General features: G+C 62.0%; 16 protein-coding genes and 1 pseudogene. 12 read left to right on the top strand and 5 right to left on the bottom strand.

Annotated elements, in window-relative coordinates:
- Positions 1–72: 72 nt before the first annotated feature.
- On the top strand, positions 73–1,098 hold the full coding sequence (locus tag ACZLIB_RS15965; RefSeq protein ID WP_478468114.1) for an NADP-dependent oxidoreductase: 1,026 nt from the start codon (positions 73–75) through the stop codon (positions 1,096–1,098).
- A gap of 71 nt (positions 1,099–1,169) precedes the next feature.
- On the opposite strand, the gene ACZLIB_RS15960 is transcribed toward ACZLIB_RS15965, so the two are convergent.
- On the bottom strand, positions 1,170–2,012 hold the full coding sequence (locus tag ACZLIB_RS15960) for a bifunctional transcriptional activator/DNA repair enzyme AdaA (protein ID WP_478468113.1): 843 nt from the start codon (positions 2,010–2,012) through the stop codon (positions 1,170–1,172).
- A gap of 132 nt (positions 2,013–2,144) precedes the next feature.
- Here ACZLIB_RS15960 and ACZLIB_RS15955 point away from each other — a divergent pair, with 132 nt between their 5' ends.
- A complete protein-coding gene (locus tag ACZLIB_RS15955) occupies positions 2,145–2,906 on the top strand; it encodes an SDR family oxidoreductase (protein WP_478468111.1) in 762 nt (253 codons plus the stop codon).
- A gap of 20 nt (positions 2,907–2,926) precedes the next feature.
- Positions 2,927–3,275, top strand: a pseudogene (locus ACZLIB_RS15950) (TonB-dependent receptor domain-containing protein); the annotation flags it as partial.
- Between the two features lie 335 nt (positions 3,276–3,610).
- Here the strand turns inward: ACZLIB_RS15950 and ACZLIB_RS15945 are convergent.
- Positions 3,611–4,291, bottom strand: a complete 681-nt coding sequence (locus tag ACZLIB_RS15945) for a hypothetical protein (RefSeq protein WP_478468110.1) — start codon at positions 4,289–4,291, stop codon at positions 3,611–3,613.
- A 74-nt stretch (positions 4,292–4,365) separates the two neighbouring features.
- Here ACZLIB_RS15945 and ACZLIB_RS15940 point away from each other — a divergent pair, with 74 nt between their 5' ends.
- Genes ACZLIB_RS15940 through ACZLIB_RS15930 form a run of 3 tightly spaced genes read left to right on the top strand, consistent with a single transcriptional unit; the run spans position 4,366 to position 7,784 of the window.
- A complete protein-coding gene (locus ACZLIB_RS15940) occupies positions 4,366–5,040 on the top strand; it encodes a vWA domain-containing protein (RefSeq protein ID WP_423173797.1) in 675 nt (224 codons plus the stop codon).
- Between the two features lie 23 nt (positions 5,041–5,063).
- Positions 5,064–5,849, top strand: a complete 786-nt coding sequence (locus ACZLIB_RS15935; protein WP_478453594.1) for a PP2C family serine/threonine-protein phosphatase — start codon at positions 5,064–5,066, stop codon at positions 5,847–5,849.
- Positions 5,850–7,784 carry a helix-hairpin-helix domain-containing protein gene (locus tag ACZLIB_RS15930; protein WP_423173799.1) on the top strand — a complete coding sequence of 645 codons (1,935 nt, stop codon included), beginning with the start codon at positions 5,850–5,852 and terminating at the stop codon, positions 7,782–7,784.
- Positions 7,785–7,845: 61 nt separating this feature from the next.
- Here the strand turns inward: ACZLIB_RS15930 and ACZLIB_RS15925 are convergent, their stop codons facing one another.
- The 3 genes from ACZLIB_RS15925 to ACZLIB_RS15915 all read right to left on the bottom strand — a co-directional run bounded on the left by ACZLIB_RS15925 (position 7,846) and on the right by ACZLIB_RS15915 (position 9,914).
- Complete coding sequence (locus ACZLIB_RS15925; protein WP_478468109.1) at positions 7,846–8,340, bottom strand: hypothetical protein; 495 nt, start codon at positions 8,338–8,340, stop codon at positions 7,846–7,848.
- The gene (locus ACZLIB_RS15920) at positions 8,337–8,948 is read right to left on the bottom strand and encodes a hypothetical protein (RefSeq protein WP_423173801.1); all 612 of its coding nucleotides are present in this window, start codon (positions 8,946–8,948) and stop codon (positions 8,337–8,339) included. Before ACZLIB_RS15920 ends, ACZLIB_RS15925 begins: the two co-directional genes overlap by 4 nt.
- Positions 8,949–9,683: 735 nt before the next feature.
- Complete coding sequence (locus ACZLIB_RS15915; protein ID WP_423173802.1) at positions 9,684–9,914, bottom strand: hypothetical protein; 231 nt, start codon at positions 9,912–9,914, stop codon at positions 9,684–9,686.
- Between the two features lie 419 nt (positions 9,915–10,333).
- On the opposite strand from ACZLIB_RS15915, the gene ACZLIB_RS15910 reads away from it, so the two are divergent.
- From ACZLIB_RS15910 to ACZLIB_RS15885, 6 genes are all read left to right on the top strand, one after another.
- Entirely contained in the window at positions 10,334–10,918 is a 585-nt protein-coding gene (locus ACZLIB_RS15910) for a hypothetical protein (RefSeq protein WP_423173803.1), read from the top strand.
- Positions 10,915–11,844 (top strand): Kiwa anti-phage protein KwaB-like domain-containing protein, encoded by a 930-nt coding sequence (locus ACZLIB_RS15905; protein WP_478453589.1) that lies wholly within the window; start codon positions 10,915–10,917, stop codon positions 11,842–11,844. The genes ACZLIB_RS15910 and ACZLIB_RS15905 overlap by 4 nt, the downstream gene beginning before the upstream one ends.
- A gap of 395 nt (positions 11,845–12,239) precedes the next feature.
- Positions 12,240–12,413 (top strand): YhhA family cyclophane-containing RiPP, encoded by a 174-nt coding sequence (yhhA, locus tag ACZLIB_RS15900; protein WP_423173805.1) that lies wholly within the window; start codon positions 12,240–12,242, stop codon positions 12,411–12,413.
- A complete protein-coding gene (yhhB, locus tag ACZLIB_RS15895; RefSeq protein ID WP_478468107.1) occupies positions 12,410–13,546 on the top strand; it encodes a cyclophane-forming radical SAM/SPASM peptide maturase YhhB in 1,137 nt (378 codons plus the stop codon). Before yhhA ends, yhhB begins: the two co-directional genes overlap by 4 nt.
- Positions 13,543–14,127 carry a cyclophane-containing peptide 2OG-Fe(II) oxygenase YhhC gene (gene yhhC / locus ACZLIB_RS15890; RefSeq protein ID WP_478468106.1) on the top strand — a complete coding sequence of 195 codons (585 nt, stop codon included), beginning with the start codon at positions 13,543–13,545 and terminating at the stop codon, positions 14,125–14,127. The genes yhhB and yhhC overlap by 4 nt, the downstream gene beginning before the upstream one ends.
- Complete coding sequence (locus tag ACZLIB_RS15885) at positions 14,120–14,974, top strand: aKG-HExxH-type peptide beta-hydroxylase (protein ID WP_478468105.1); 855 nt, start codon at positions 14,120–14,122, stop codon at positions 14,972–14,974. Before yhhC ends, ACZLIB_RS15885 begins: the two co-directional genes overlap by 8 nt.
- Positions 14,975–14,998 lie beyond the last annotated feature (24 nt).

The raw sequence follows: 14,998 nt of genomic DNA, 5'->3' as shown, positions 1-14,998 counted from the left end.
CCGCCATCGGGGATGGCTGCGGCGTAGTGTCGGCACTCCTTTCCTGATGCTGGCAACAGCAGAGACCTGGCCATGTCCGATCCCTCGACCACCTCCCGCATCGTGCTTGCGTCGCGTCCGCAGGGCGCACCGACCGCCGGCAATTTCCGTCTGGAGCAGGCCACGCTGCCGGCGCCCGGGCCGGGCGAAGTGCTGCTGCGCAACCGCTACCTGTCGCTGGACCCGTACATGCGTGGACGCATGGACGAGGGCCCGTCGTACGCCGCGCCGGTGGCGGTGGGCGCGGTGATGGAAGGGCAGACCGTGGCCGAGGTGCTGCAGTCCAACGCCGAGGGCGTAGCCGCAGGTGAGCTGGTGCTGGCGCCGGGTGGCTGGCAGACCCACGCGGTGCTGCCGGCCAGGGCACTGGGGCGCCGCCTGGACCCGGCCGGACTGCCGCTGAGTACCGCGCTGGGCGTGTATGGCATGCCCGGCTTCACCGCCTATTCCAGCCTGCATGAAATCGCCCGTTTGAAGCCGGGCGAGACGCTGGTCGTGGCTGCCGCGACCGGGCCGGTGGGCGCGACCGTCGCCCAGCTGGCCAAGCTGCAGGGCGCGCGCGTGGTCGCCATCGCCGGCGGCGAAGCCAAGCGTGCCTATCTGCAGACGCTGGGCGTGGACGTGGCGCTGGATCATCGCGCCGCTGATTTCGCCGCGCAGCTGCGTGCGGCGGTGCCCAGGGGTATCGACGTGTATTTCGAGAACGTAGGCGGGCACGTGCTGGATGCAGTGCTGCCGCTGCTCAACGCCTTCGCCCGCATTCCGGTGTGCGGCACCATCGCCACCTACAACGAGCGGGGCGTCGAGCAGCCCGGCCCGGACCGGTTGCCCGCACTGTTCAGCCAGATCCTGCGCCAGCGCCTGACCGTGCGTGGTTTCATCGTGCACGACTTCAACCACCTGTGGCCGGACTTCGAACGCGAGATGCCGCGATGGCTGCGCGAAGGCCGCGTCCAGTACCGCGAGGATGTGGTGGAAGGGCTGGAGAAGGCGCCGGAGGCGTTCTTCGGGCTGTTGCAGGGGCGCAACTTCGGCAAGCTGGTGGTGAAGCTGGATTGAGCGTTCGCCGGGATTCGCCGGGCATGGCCCGGCGCTACCGCGTGGTGTGCCGACCAAGGTCGGCACCCACGTCAGGCAGTCGAGGCCTTTTCCCGGCGCAGCAGTTCGCGCTTGCGTGCCACGCCCCACGCATAGCCGGACAGGTCGCCATCGCGGCGCACCACGCGGTGGCAGGGCACGGCCACTGCCAGAGGATTGCTTGCGCAGGCACGTGCCACCGCGCGGCTCGATCGGGGCGCGCCGATGCGCGCGGCGATATCGGCATACGAGGCAGTGTGCCCGCGCGGGATCTGCTGCAGCGCCTGCCACACCCGCTGCTGGAACGCGGTGCCGCGGATGTCCAGCGGCAGCGTGGTGCCCCGCGTGGGATCCTCGACCAGGCCCACCACCTGCGCTACCAGTTGTTCATAGCCGCTGTCGGCGCCGACCAGTTCGGCCTGGCGGAAGCGCTGCTGAAGTGACTGCAACAGCGTCTCCGGATCATCGCCGAGCAGGATCGCGACCACGCCGGTGGCACTGCTGGCCACCAGCACGCTGCCCAGTGAACTTTCGGCGATGGCGAAGTGGATGACTTCGCCGCGGCCCCCTGCGCGCCATTGCTTGGGCGTCATGCCCAGCAACTTCGGTGCGTTCTCGTAGAAGCGCCCGCTGGAACCGAAGCCAGCATCGTGGAAGGCATCGGTGATGCGCTCCTTGTGTTCCAGGCCGGTGCGCAGGCGGTCGGCGCGCAGCGCGGCGGCGTACTGCTTTGGGGTCAGCCCGGTCGCCTGCTTGAACAGGCGATGCAGGCGCGTCGGGCTGCAGCCGGCGATCGCGGCCAGTTCCTGTAGCGAGGGTTCGTCGAGGCTGGTCTGAAGGTGGCGGCAGACGCGTTCGACGCGGGCATCGAGGGCGGTTGTGGCGGTACTGTCCATGGCCGGATTCTGGCACGTGCCGGTGCTGCGGAAACTCCGTTTCCTGCACCCATCTGTGAGGCCCGGAAACGGAGTGTTGGTGGGCCGAAGGCTTGGCATCGTGGCGGCCACTTCACAACCGGTACCACGACCATGCGCCTGAACAACAAGATCGCTCTCATCACCGGTGCCAGCGCCGGCATTGGCCGCGCCAGCGCCCTGCGCTTCGCCGCCGAAGGCGCAAAACTGGTGCTTAACGCGCGGCGGCTGGAGCCGCTGCAGGCGCTGGCCGAGCAGATTCGCGCCGCCGGTGGCGAAGCCGTGGTGCATGCCGCCGACGTGGCCGACCCGGGCACGGCGCAGGCGCTGGTCGATCTGGCCCAGCAGTCCTTCGGTGGCCTGGACATCGCGCTCAACAACGCCGGCATGCTCGGCCCGGGCGTGCAGACAGCGGAGTTCCCGGTGGACGCCTGGCGCGAAGTGATGGCCACCAATCTGGATGCCGCCTTCCATGCCGCACGCGTGCAGTTGCCGGCATTGCTGGCACGCGGCGGTGGCTCGCTGGTGTTCGTCGGCACCTTCGTCGGCCATACCGTGGGATTCCCGGGCATGGCGGCCTATGCGTCGAGCAAGGCCGGGCTGATCGGCCTGAGCCAGGTGATCGCCGCCGAATACGGGGCGCGTGGCGTGCGCAGCAACGTGCTGCTGCCCGGTGGTACCGATACCGAGATGGGCCGGCAAGCGGCACCGACCGGCGATGCCCGCGACTTCGTGCGCTCGCTGCATGCGCTCAAGCGCCTCGCCGAGCCGGAGGAGATCGCCAATGCGGCGTTGTTCCTGGCCAGCGATGAAAGCAGTTTCGTTACCGGCAGCGCGATGCGCGTGGAGGGTGGGGTGTCGATCACCCGTACCTGAGTGGGGTCACGTGCGTGGCGCGTAGGCGCTACTCCGCGACCTCGCAGGTTGCGAGCGTCAGCTTTGAGGTGACCCCGGCCTGGCATTTGCACGCCGCGATGGGCAGGGGGGGGCGAAACGCCCACGTTCAACGAAATGGGATATCGGCGTGACGGCCAGGCCGGTCTCGCGCTGGACCTCGCTCCCGCCAAGAGCAAGAACTGGGAGGTGGGAAGCAAGTGGCACGCCCAAGATGGAAAGCAACTGGACGTGAGCCTGTTCCGCGCGGAAACCGAAGATGAGTTGGCCGTGGCTAGCAGCATCAACGGTCGCAGCACCTACCGAAACGTAGAGCGGACCCGGCGTCAGGGGAACTGGCGCAGGAGCGTCCGGGACGTATGCTCTGACGTGAGCTGAGTTCAGCAGGTGTATGAGGCGCGTTTGGCCGAGATGCACTAACGCGCGTCGAACCCCATTGCGAGACAAGGGTGTCGGAGCAATCCGGAACCCCTTTTCTCGTCAACAATCTCCCGTCTTTTCCCAAAGATGACTTCGCCGGGGTTGCGCGCTCACCCGTGCGCTTCCCTGCGCGGGCTCTGGCCATCGTCACAGACCGGTGGCAGAACTGCCGCTGCGCTTGGTGGATGATTGAGGCCCAGGCACCTATGTCGCTGGGCAATATTCCCATCGTCTCAGCCAGCCACCTGGCCGATCTAGGCCAACGCTCACTTCGATGACCGACGCGGCTTGGCTGTGGCCAGCGGCTTAAGGCCGATCTCCCGATCGCTGACAATCAGTTCGGCCAGAGGTCCTCTGAGCGATTCGAGCCTCACAGAACCCGGCTGACCGGCACTAAGTGAGGCGAGCCTCGATGATGGCTTGGCGTTGCGGTCGTAGGCGATGGCAATCAGGCCGTGGGCATTGAAGACCAATGCACTGGCTCCAATGGCCGCGCAGCCGGCGGGCCCCTTCTCCGAGCCCGCGTCCACCATGACGAACTGAATGCCGTTGACCGTCTCGTCGGCACTGACGTGCCAGCCGGCCGCGTGCGCTGCGTTGGCTTGAGGCGACAGGGCAGCCAAGGCGGGGCGAGGGCACTGCGCGTCCGCTTGCGGCCGCTGCTTTGCCGACGGCAGTTGGACGGTCGGCACCAACCGCAGCGTGCCCACCCGCGCTGCAGAGAGGGCGGGCGTTCCCACGTTCAACACTGGCAGCGTTGGCGCGTTTTCTGCGGCTTCCTTTTCAACGGTCCTATTTGGCATGGACTTTGCATCGGCTGCAGTGCGCACGAGCAAAGCGGTCGCCAATATCAGGATCACGGTGCCAGAAACGGCCAAAGGGGCCCAATCCGCGAATCCTTGCGGTGCCCAAGTTGGCAGTGAAGCGGAGGAGGAGTGCGTGGCCATGGTCCATCATAGATTGGGTTGGAAGGCGGAGCTATGATGGCGTTTCTAGCCAGTGGACAGGGAGATCCAGCGTCATGACTGATTTTGATCAAGTGCCTTTCGGGGCCAGCGATTTTGCCGAGAATCCGGAAAACCGCTGCGCCTGTTTGCTTCTGTTGGATACATCTGGATCGATGGGAGGCAAACCGATTGAGGAGCTCAACGCCGGTCTCCTGCAGTTCCAGGAAGAGCTGAACTCGGATTCCCTGGCGGCCAAACGGGTAGAGGTGGCCATTGTCACGTTCGGGCCCGTCCAGACCGTGACTGACTTTGTTACGGCCGACAGCTTTTATCCGCCGGTCCTATCGTGCACCGGGGATACCCCGATGGGGGCCGCGATCGAGCAAGGCCTGGAGATGGTTCGGCAGCGCAAAGAGGTCTACAAGGCCAACGGCGTGTCCTACTACCGGCCGTGGGTGTTTCTGATCACCGATGGAGCGCCTACCGATTCCTGGCAGCGTGCAGCCGCGTTGGTTAGAGAGGGGGAAGCAACGAAGAACTTCCAGTTCTTCGCAGTGGGCGTGAAAGGCGCGGATATGGACGTCCTCGGCCAGATCTCCACACGTGCCCCGCTCAACCTCAAGGGGCTCCAGTTCAGGGAGCTGTTCAAGTGGCTTTCTAACTCCATGGGCGCGGTTTCCCGTTCGACCCCGGGCGACAACGTGCCCTTGGTGAACCCTATGGCGCCAGACGGCTGGGCCAGCGTGTAATGGAGTTGCAGGATTGGCGCGTGGTGGCAGCGTCTTCCATTGGCACTTCCCACATCAAGTTTGGGACGGATTGCCAGGACGCCTACGAGCAGGAGTTCTTCCAAGTGCACGGCACCGTGCTCCTGGTGGCGTCCGATGGCGCCGGAAGCGCCTCGCAATCGGCAACGGGAGCGAAGCTGGCGACGGCGGAGATTCGGGACTGCGTGCGCAATCATTTTGACGACGGCCAAAGCGTTGAGCAGGTCACCCGGGACGTCGTGCTGAACTGGCTTGCCGGCGTCGCGGCCCGGATCGCGCACAGGGCCGCTGCTGAGGGACTGGAGGTCAGGGAGTATGCGTGTACGTTGGTGGCGGCCATCGTGTCCCCAACCCACGCCTGCTTCTTCCAAGTAGGCGACGGTGCCATCGTCATCCGGCCCCGCGGTGACGACTGGGCTTACGTGTTCTGGCCGCAACACGGCGAGTACATCAACACCACGGTCTTTGTCACGGATCCGGTGGCTGTATTGAATGCCGAGTTTTCGTGTAGTGCCGGTCCCGTCGATGAGGTCGCGGTGTTCACCGATGGCATTGAAGCACTGGTGCTTCACCAAGCCACCCAGAGCGTCCATTCCCCCTTCTTTGACAAAATATTCGTGCCGGTGCGAGCACTGGATAACTTGGGCTACAGCGAGGAGTTGTCGTCCAAGCTCGAGGCATACCTTGGTTCCCCGATGATCTGCGAGCGGACGGACGACGATAAGACGCTCCTGCTTGCCAGCCGGCTGGCGAAGGTGCCCGAGGCATCGGCGTCACCTGAGGAGGCTTAAATGGCCTCGTCTGCTCTGGTTGGCAAATCCGGACCGGTCCGCTTGGGAAAGCAGCTGGGCAAGGGCGGAGAGGGAACAGTCTTCGAGGTTGAAGGCAAACCCGACTCGGCCGCCAAGATCTACTTGGCAGCGATCAGCAGTGAGAGGGCGGACAAGCTGTTGGCCATGGCCGCCCTCCGGACCCCTGCGCTGGACCAACTCACGGCCTGGCCCACCGACGTGCTGCGGCACTCCGATGGCAAGGTCTGCGGCTTTGTCATGGCCAACCTTCGTGCATCGAAGGACATCCACAAGCTCTACAGTCCCAAGAGCCGTTTGGCCGAGTTCCCGCAAGCCGACTGGCGGCTGGTGGTCCGCGTTGCGCTGAACACGGCCAAGGCGTTTTCTGTTCTGCATCGAGCCGGCCACTTGGTCGGGGACGTCAACCACGGCGGCGTGCGGGTGTCGCCCGATGCGACGGTGAAGCTGATCGACACCGACAGCTTTCAGATCACGCACCAAGGGCGCACTTTCTTGTGCGAGGTTGGGGTCCAGGATTTCACGCCGCCCGAGCTCCACGGGAAGGCATTTAAGCAAGTGACGCGAACGGCCAATCACGACAACTTCGGGTTGGCCGTCCTGATTTTTCAGATGCTCATGAACGGTCGTCACCCGTTCGCCGGCCGTTACAGTGGTCCGGGAGACATGCCCATCGAAAAGGCGATCCCGGAGTTCCGTTACGCCTACGGCAAAGACACTGCGCGGACCCGAATGAGCCCGCCGCCGTTGAGTGCCTTGCCTGCCACGGCGTCGCCCTGGGTTGCAGATCTTTGGGAAAAGGCGTTCGGCCCTGACGGGGCCAAGCCAGGCGGGCGTCCGAAGGCTGAAGACTGGGTTCAAGCGCTGAGCAAGCTGGAGCAGAACTTCAAGAGGTGTGCTTCAAGGCCTTCCCATTTCCATTTTAATGGACTCCCCGAGTGTCCTTGGTGTCCGATTGAGCGCGCCGGTATTGCGCTCTTTGGTGGCGGCGCAGTGGTCATCTCCAAGCTCGCCTCTGGTCCGTTCAACCTGGACGCTGTCTGGCGGGACATTACAACGGCGGTGCTGCCCCCAATGCAGGCCATCCCTCAGTTGCAGGCCGTGCAGGCCGCTCCCCAGATGCAAGCGTGGGGCCGGCGTCGGACGTTCTGGCAAACCGCCGGGTGGATGGTGGGCTTGGCAATTGCCGTGCTGGGCATTGCACTCTCGGCCGTGTTCGCGCCCCTCTGGGCTTGCATGGGATGGGCACTGGGGGCGTGGGTGAACAGCCGTGGCCGGTCGGACTCGGCGCCCTTGGCCGCCAGCTACAAGAAGGCCAAGGCCCATTACGACGGACTTGCGGCGCGTTGGACCCAAGAGCAAGCCGACACGCAGCTACAGGCCAAGCATAACCTCCTTCGTCCCCTGCGGGACGAGCATGTCGGTCTGCCCGCAGAACGAGAAAGGCGCTACCGCGCGCTCTTCAACAACCGCCACCAGAGCGCGCTGAAACAGTTCTTGGACAAGTTCGAGATCGAGCGCGCGTCCATTCCTGGAATCGGCGCAACCAAGAAGGCCATGCTGGAGTCTTTCGGTATTGAGACGGCAGCGGACGTCAGTCGCCAGGCAGTCCTCAACGTGCCGGGGTTCGGCCCGGCGTTGACCGACCGCTTGATGAAGTGGCGGCAAGATGCAGAAGCACGATTCCTCTTTGACCCAAACTCGGCGATCGACCCCCGGCAGGTCGCGGATCTGGACCGCACCATTCAAGGACGGCGGGCCCAAATCGAGTCTGATCTGGTGGCTGGCCGATTGGTCATTTTGCAGATGCGACAAGCCGCGATGGCTCGCCGCAGATCCTTGGAGGAGGCCATGCGCGCTGCGGTTGATATGCTGTCGCAGCAAACCGCCGATGCCAAGGCGGCTGGGATTCTGTAGGTCGAAGGAACTCCTCTGGCTGGCTTCGGGAGCCAGAGTGCCTTGCAGAAAACGTCGGGGCCTAGTGCCCCACGGGCATGGGGGGGACGGTATCGGATGGCTCCCCCACATTGAACAGCACGCGCTTTTCAGCCCCATGCCCCAGGACGACCTGCCAACGGCGGAAGCCGACGGATAGCTCGCCAGCAGAAGGGAGACCCTTCTCAAGAACGACCGTGTTCGAGCCTCTGATGTCGGGCGCCGTTGCTCGAGCGACCAAAGAAGTGCCTTGGCGGACGAGGCTGCACAAAGGCGTTTGGCTGGATTGCGGACTAAAGGTGCTGGTCTCATCCATCTCAATCCGTATCGAAGAGAACACGAGCCCGGTCCAGCAATCGGCGCCCTCTGAAAGGTGACAGGTGAAGCGGTGAGGACCGGTCAGAATGAAGGCGGCCGGTTTTCCCTCCATTGACCAGCCCATCAGCATGGCCAGCTCACCCGTTTCGCGAGGCAGGATCAGAGAGAGGGGCGCGCAGTCGCCCGCCACGGATACTTGGAAATCGCTCGTGGAAATCATCTCAACGCCTCCAACCGCGGGCGCTGTTGAGCTGCAAAGGACCGATCAGCTGTTCCCACAGAAGCTCGGCGGCGCCCTCCTACGTCAGCTTCTGCTCGCGCGTTGTTCCGAACCCAGACATGCCCATGCTGGTAAGAAACAGTGCCTGGTCGTCGTGGGCGACAGAGAGCGACTCGTTCATGGAGTTGCTGTCCATTGTTTCGCCTTGGACGTAGTTGATGTCCCCTAGTGATGTTGTTGTTCTTCTTGATGCGGAAGTAGTCCAACGACACACGCAAGTTGGGCAGGGCGGTGCCATTGGCGCTGCGCACGTTGACCAACATGCCAGCAGGAGGATTCCCGGTGACGCCGGAGGGAATCAACAGGGAATCTGGGGTGTTGGCCAACTGGCGAGCACGGCCCCGCTGCAGGAAGTCTCGATCCTTGGCCCTCAGCTCACTGGTCATTTGGTACTGCGCCGAGAGAAGTACTTGGGTCCGCCCGCCTTCCAAGGCGAAGCCCGCGGTGAGGTTCCCGGTGCGCACCGGTGCCTCGCCGTCATCCGTGGTTTCATAGCGCAGGTTGACTTCGGTGCCCACGTAATCCCGGCGGAGGATCACGTTGATCAACCCCGGCCTGGGCTCCTCCGCCATCGATGGCCGAGGCCGACGCAGGCAACACTTCGATGCGCTCGATTGGGGGGGGGGGGGCACAGTCAATCATCCATGCAAAGGTGGCAGATAGGGAGGAGGTAAGCCGTTTGATCTCGGTTGAGTGACCGCAGAGCTGGCGTAGCCCCTCCGCACCGTTTGGGTGGGGGCGTTGCTTGCGAAGGGCGATCCTGACCCGTTGGCGCGGCAATACTACAAACGAATTCATTTAAATGAAATCGATTCCTATTTGAATGCACGGAGCGAGGCGCAGCCTTTTACTTCGCTATCCGAAAAAGGCTGATTTGAGGCCCTTTGATGTCTCCACCGGAATAAGAAAAGGGAGAAGAGGGCCGTCCGACCGCGTGCCTGCTCTCGCGCTCAAGGCTTAGGCCGATGGGTAGACCAGAAATGCAGCGGCAGCGCCTGTGACTGCTTGCAATCCCACATCCCAAGCACAACGTTGAGCCAAGGCTGCGACCTCGGCAGGTCCATTGCGGCATCCTTGAACGAACTCGCCCCGGTCCATCGGGCCGGGGCGAGGAGGGCTGACGCGTTGTCAGGGGGATCGGTGGCTCACTTCAGCTCACTTGGCGATATCGCCGCGTTCCTTTTTTTGTTCCATTCGCCATCGTTGGCGTTCCAGTTGCTCTCCAGCCATTGGCGCACGTTCTCGTGACTGCGCACATTGGAAGGAAGATGCTCCTTGATGAGTCACTCCGCTTTTTGGCCGGAGATCTTCTTTTTCCACCCATGTTTGTCGGCAAACCGATTGATAAAGGGAAGGATCTCGTATGCTTCGTGTCGATTCAGCAGCACGTTGTCCGGGAAACCAACGATGCGGGCATTGTCGCCCTCCGATGCCTCCCATGAGTAGTCGTATTGGAGATCCGCGCGAGACAACAGGGGAGCCGTGGAAGCCTTTTCTGTTCCGTCATTGATCAACTCCTTTTAGCAACAGCGATGAAGGGAAGTCCGGGGCAAGCCAGTCGAGCTGCACTGTCAAGCCGTTTGCATCTCTTGGCGATCGTGCAAGGCGTCAAAGTTCCCAATAATTGGGCCGAACAGGTGGGGGCGGTAGGCGCGCTATGGGCGCGCGAGACCCTCAACGCCAAGGGCCTGCGGGAATCACGGCTGCATGCGAGGGTTATGAGGCGGCCAGCGCCCGAGGGCTTGGTGAGCCACGCCGAGTCGTTAGGACGGTCGGCGCGCAGCTTTTGCTTCCGATCTGGCAAGGATTCTATGCTTCCAGGGGAAAGGCTCCGTTTGGCGCTGGTTTCCCATTGCCGGCCCCGGGAGCGATTCTCAGGCGGTGCGATGCCTGGGAGCGATAATGCCGGTCTACAACAGAAGGGGGCCAATGCATGCAGTTCCGGTTTTGGACAGCGGTTTTCATCTTCTTGGGCTCCTACTTGCCGCTGGCGTTGATCTTGATGGTGCAGGACATCTCGACGGCTTACTGGGGGGCACCGGTTTGCGGGTGGAAAGGGCAATGGGACTGCCAGTTCCAGATCTTCGCCCACCCCTGGCTGGCTTGGGGAAGCGTTGCGGTGACCTTGAGCGCTCTCCTGCTGATGGTGCGGGTGCTGCGGTCAGTCCGCCTGACGCACCGTGTCCACGTTTTGGAGACCAAGGCCATTCCCAATGACCTCATCAACTACGTGCTTCCCTACGTGGTGTCCTTCATGGGCTTGAGCTATGCAGAGCCCCAGAAGTTGGGAGGCTTTTTGGTCTTTTGGGTCGGGCTGTTCGTGATTACCTACCGGTCAGGCCAGATCTTGATGAATCCCTTGCTGATCGTATTGGGCTGGAAGCTCTACGAGGTCAAAGTCGCTCTAGGGCAAACCGGCGTGATTCGCATGGTTAGGGTCTTGAAAAGGGGCTCGCTCGTGCCCAGCATTCAAATGGCCGAAGAAATACAGGACGTTTACCTAATGGGGGATCCGTGACCGATCAAGCACTGAAGGCGCTGCAAGAGTTCGACCTCGACGGCGCAGGGGTCCACGTGTGGGTTTTCAAAGCCAGCACAACCGCAAATCGGTTCTCAGCGAGCTACGTCCGCGTGGACGAGGCACTGGAGGGCACACTGCGGGGGTTCGCCAAGGCGCAAAGGACAAAGATGACCGAGTGGATTCCCTACGGTCATTTGGCCCAGCCCACAGACGATGGCTGCCTTTCCGTTGCTGCAGCAGAGACCGACTTCGCTGCCCTTCAGGCGCTGGTCGACAGGCCCGAGCTTGAGCACCCCGTGAAAGGGCGTGAGCAGCTCAAGAACGCGGTTGGTTACGTCGTGAAGTTCTGCCATGGAGATCGGGTGCTGTATGCGCTGCGGCGTTCCCCGGCGACGTGGAAGACCTCGTATCAGAAGAAGAGCATCATTAACATGTCGTTCCACAATGGAGCGCTCAGCGCGGTGGAGGATGTGGATTTTACGCTGGAGCCAGGCTTTGACCTGTTCGCCTTGGATGGCGCATTGCTCGTGAGCAACAAGCGTGCGTTTGAGTCGATGTTGAAGTATCGGGCTGGCTTCGTGAACGCCTTTGCTCAGCTTCAGGGCGAAGCAGAGTTCGTAGCGCTGTTCACCACGCTGGCTCCCCTGGTAGCACACGTGGGCAGCAATGGCACCCATCTGCGCCGGATGGCGGTCATCCAGGAGCGCAGGCTATATGAAAACCCGAAGTATCTTGCCACTCTCCGCCAAGTGTGTGAAAAACGCCAATGGGGCGTGGCGTTCGACGCCAATGGGCTCATTGTTCCATCCGAAGAGACCGCTGTGGTGATCATGAGGCTGCTTCTAGACCAGCGCCTGATCAGCGAGATCACCGACATCATGTATGACGTGCCAAGCGGTCATCGCGTCGATGCAGTCCAGTAGCCGCCGTTGAGTCGCGGCGGCTGTCCCAGGAACATTTGTGAGGCCTCCAAGGAGAGCGCCGAATCGTTCTCACGGACTTGGGCGGCTGAGCTGAGGTCCTGAGTCGTGGGTGCAGCGTTTCGCGTTGCGAAGCCCGTGCAGCAGTCGCTTGCGCGGAAAATGTCAGGGTCCCCCCCCATTTTCTGCTGCCGTGGGACGCAAGTCGATGCGGCGAAACCGATGATCTAAAATAGAAAAAATGTAACCAGTTGATTTATATCTATTTTCTTGATTTCTTTGGTCCCGGGCCGTGCATGCAATTGCTTCGTAAGTGATTGATCGAAATCCAAAAAATGTGATTTACAACCCGTTTTGAATCCAATACCATCTCTTCTCCTGCACAAAGGAGGTTGGACATGGATTACCCGCTTAACGAAGGCAGTATCGACGCTCGCAACACCGGCGCCGAGGTGGAGATGAACTTGGCGGCTGTCTCCAGCGTGGCGCTTGCCCGCTTAGCCGAAGAAGTTCGCAACGACGACATGGCCATGGGCGGCTACGATCGCGTGCACAACCGGCATAACAGGTGAGCACGTCGACTGCCCAAGTCGACACAGTTCTGTTGAAAGTAGCCAGTAGGTGCAACATTGATTGCACCTACTGCTATGTCTACAACATGGGGGACGAAGGTTGGCGTGGAATGCCCGCCCTCCTGAGTGACGCGACCGTCGACGCGCTTTGCCGACGGCTTTCAGAACTGGCGCAGACCCAGTCTCGCAAGTTCGCCATCGTGCTGCATGGTGGTGAGCCGATGATGCTGGGCCCGCGCCGGCTGAAGAAGCTATTGGCGGCATTAAGGAGCGTGCTCTCCCGAGACTATCCGATCGCCATCCAGTCCAACGGGGTCCTGTTGACCAAGGAGATCCTCGACGTTTGCGATGAATCGGATGTGTCCCTGTCCATCAGCATCGATGGTCCCGAGGACGTCCACGATCGCTTCAGGGTTGGCAAGAAGGGCCAGGGAACGCATGGTCAGACCCGTGCAGGGATTTCGCTTCTCAAGGCTCACCCCTCTTCCGAGCGTCTCTTCTCAGGAGTGCTGGCGGTCATTGATCCCGGCTCCTCGCCTGCTGCGGTCTATGCCCACTTGACGTCGCTCGGTGCGCCCTCAATCGACTTTTTGTATAGGGACGGGAACCACTCGGTTCTTCCGTATGGAAAGGTTGCCGCGCAGTCGATCGAGTATGGGCAGTGGCTAGAGGGCATTCTGGATTGCTACCTAGCAGATCCAGCCCCGCCCAAGATTCGCTTTCTGGACGATCTGATCAAGCTTGTGCTGGGGGGCAGGGGCGTCAAGGAAGGCCTGGGCGAAATGGATTACGGCATCTTGATCGTGGACACCGACGGCAGCATCACGAAGAACGATACGCTCAAGAGCACAGAACCCGGGGCTGATCGTTTTGAGCAAGCGTGGTCTGTTCATACCCATGGCTTTTCCGAGGTGGTCCAGAGCGATGAGTTCGCTCGCTACCACAAGATCCAGCGCCCTACTGCATCAAAGTGCCGTTCGTGCACCGAGTTGTCGGTGTGTGGCGGGGGCATGCCGCTTCATCGCTGGAGCCAGGACGACGGTCTTAACAATCCGTCCGTCTACTGCTCGGATCAGTTGCACATCATCGGATCTATTCGAAACAGGCTAAGGGGTGAGGGGCTCATCGCGTGAAAGGGTTCTTGGAAAGTGCGAGCGCACTTGATCGCCATCCCTTCGATCATTGTTCGGTCCCCTGCGCCCTGGGGAGGGCAGAGAGCGAAGTCGTGCTGTCCTGGCTTGAGACGTCTGCCCCATGGCACCTGAAGGTGGCAAGTTTCTACGAGCAGTATGAGTTCAGCCTGCTCGACTGCGAACTACCGCCGGCGATCGATGCATTGCTGGGGCGACCCATCGTCGAGGCGGTCCGTTCCAAGGTGGAAGCCGTGTTCGGCACTCAACTGGGCGAACAGTGTGACGTGACCGCCCACAAGTTGGTGCGCGGGCAGCGCATCCGTATCCACAACGACTACATTCCCGGTCAAGAGACCCATCGGGTCCTGGTTCAGCTCAATCGTGGGTGGGTCGATGAGAACGGGGGCATTTTGATGCTGTTTTCCTCGGGCGACGCCGCGGACTTGGCTAAAGCGTTTCGTCCCCAGCACGACACCGGCTTTGCGTTCGCCATTGGTCCAACCTCGCACCATGCAGTGACGCCCATCGTGTCGGGCGATCGATACACGTTGGTGTTCTCCTTCTATGCCAGAAATGCCTAACGTATTTGTCGCCCTGGTCGCCTCAGCGCTCTCCTTTTCAAAGCCGAGTTGGTTCCCCGGTCTGTCAAAGGTGCTGATCCAAGCGTGGGGCGAGGCATCTCAGGCCGCCTCCTTTGATTACCGGACCTCTCATTACGTCGGCGGGCCGGACTGCAACCCTCGATGGGTCCAGACGCTGGAAGCAGGGGAGGGCAAGTTGACTTGCCTTGAGGTGCTGGCTCCTGCCGTAGAGGCGCCCTATCAAGGGCAAGGCTTAAGTTTTCTTTCCGCCCATGAGGTGGCCGAAAGTCCCAAGGCGATCTTTCATGACGCGCTGAGCACGGATGCAATCCCGGCTTCGTTGCTTGCCTCCGTCACCGATTTGGCGAAGGCGACGCACTTGCTTCGTTCTGCGGGGGAGGGGATGGACACCAGTCACAGCGATCCCGCGCTTCCTTTCAGCGTCTTCGTGTCCGTTCCGGCTGTCGACGAACGGTTCGCGGCGCTGCGCTTGGCCGAGGGGTTCATCCACGAAGCCATGCACCTGCAGTTGTCACTGATCGAACGGGTCCTTCCAATGATCCATGACAGTGAACTGACCTTCTTCTCGCCGTGGCGTGGGGGTCACCGCCCCGTAGGTGGTGTCCTGCATGGGTTGTATGTGTTTGCAGTGATCCACGAGTGGCTTTCCCTTCGTGGGCCTGCCTGCGCTTACGCACAGCGCAGGCTGCCAGAGATTGGTGAGGAAGTTTCGCAGTTGACGGCCTTTGCTGACGCAGACGGATTGACGCCCGTCGGCGCTCAGCTCGCCCGCCGCCTGTTCGATTCGGTCCTGCCCAAGTCCTCTGGGAACGCAGCGCCGCGATAGCCCCGCCACAGGGTAGTCGGCCGC

This window comes from Stenotrophomonas sp. 220_Sma, from assembly GCF_056487375.1.
This window is presented reverse-complemented; position numbering and strand designations above follow the sequence as displayed.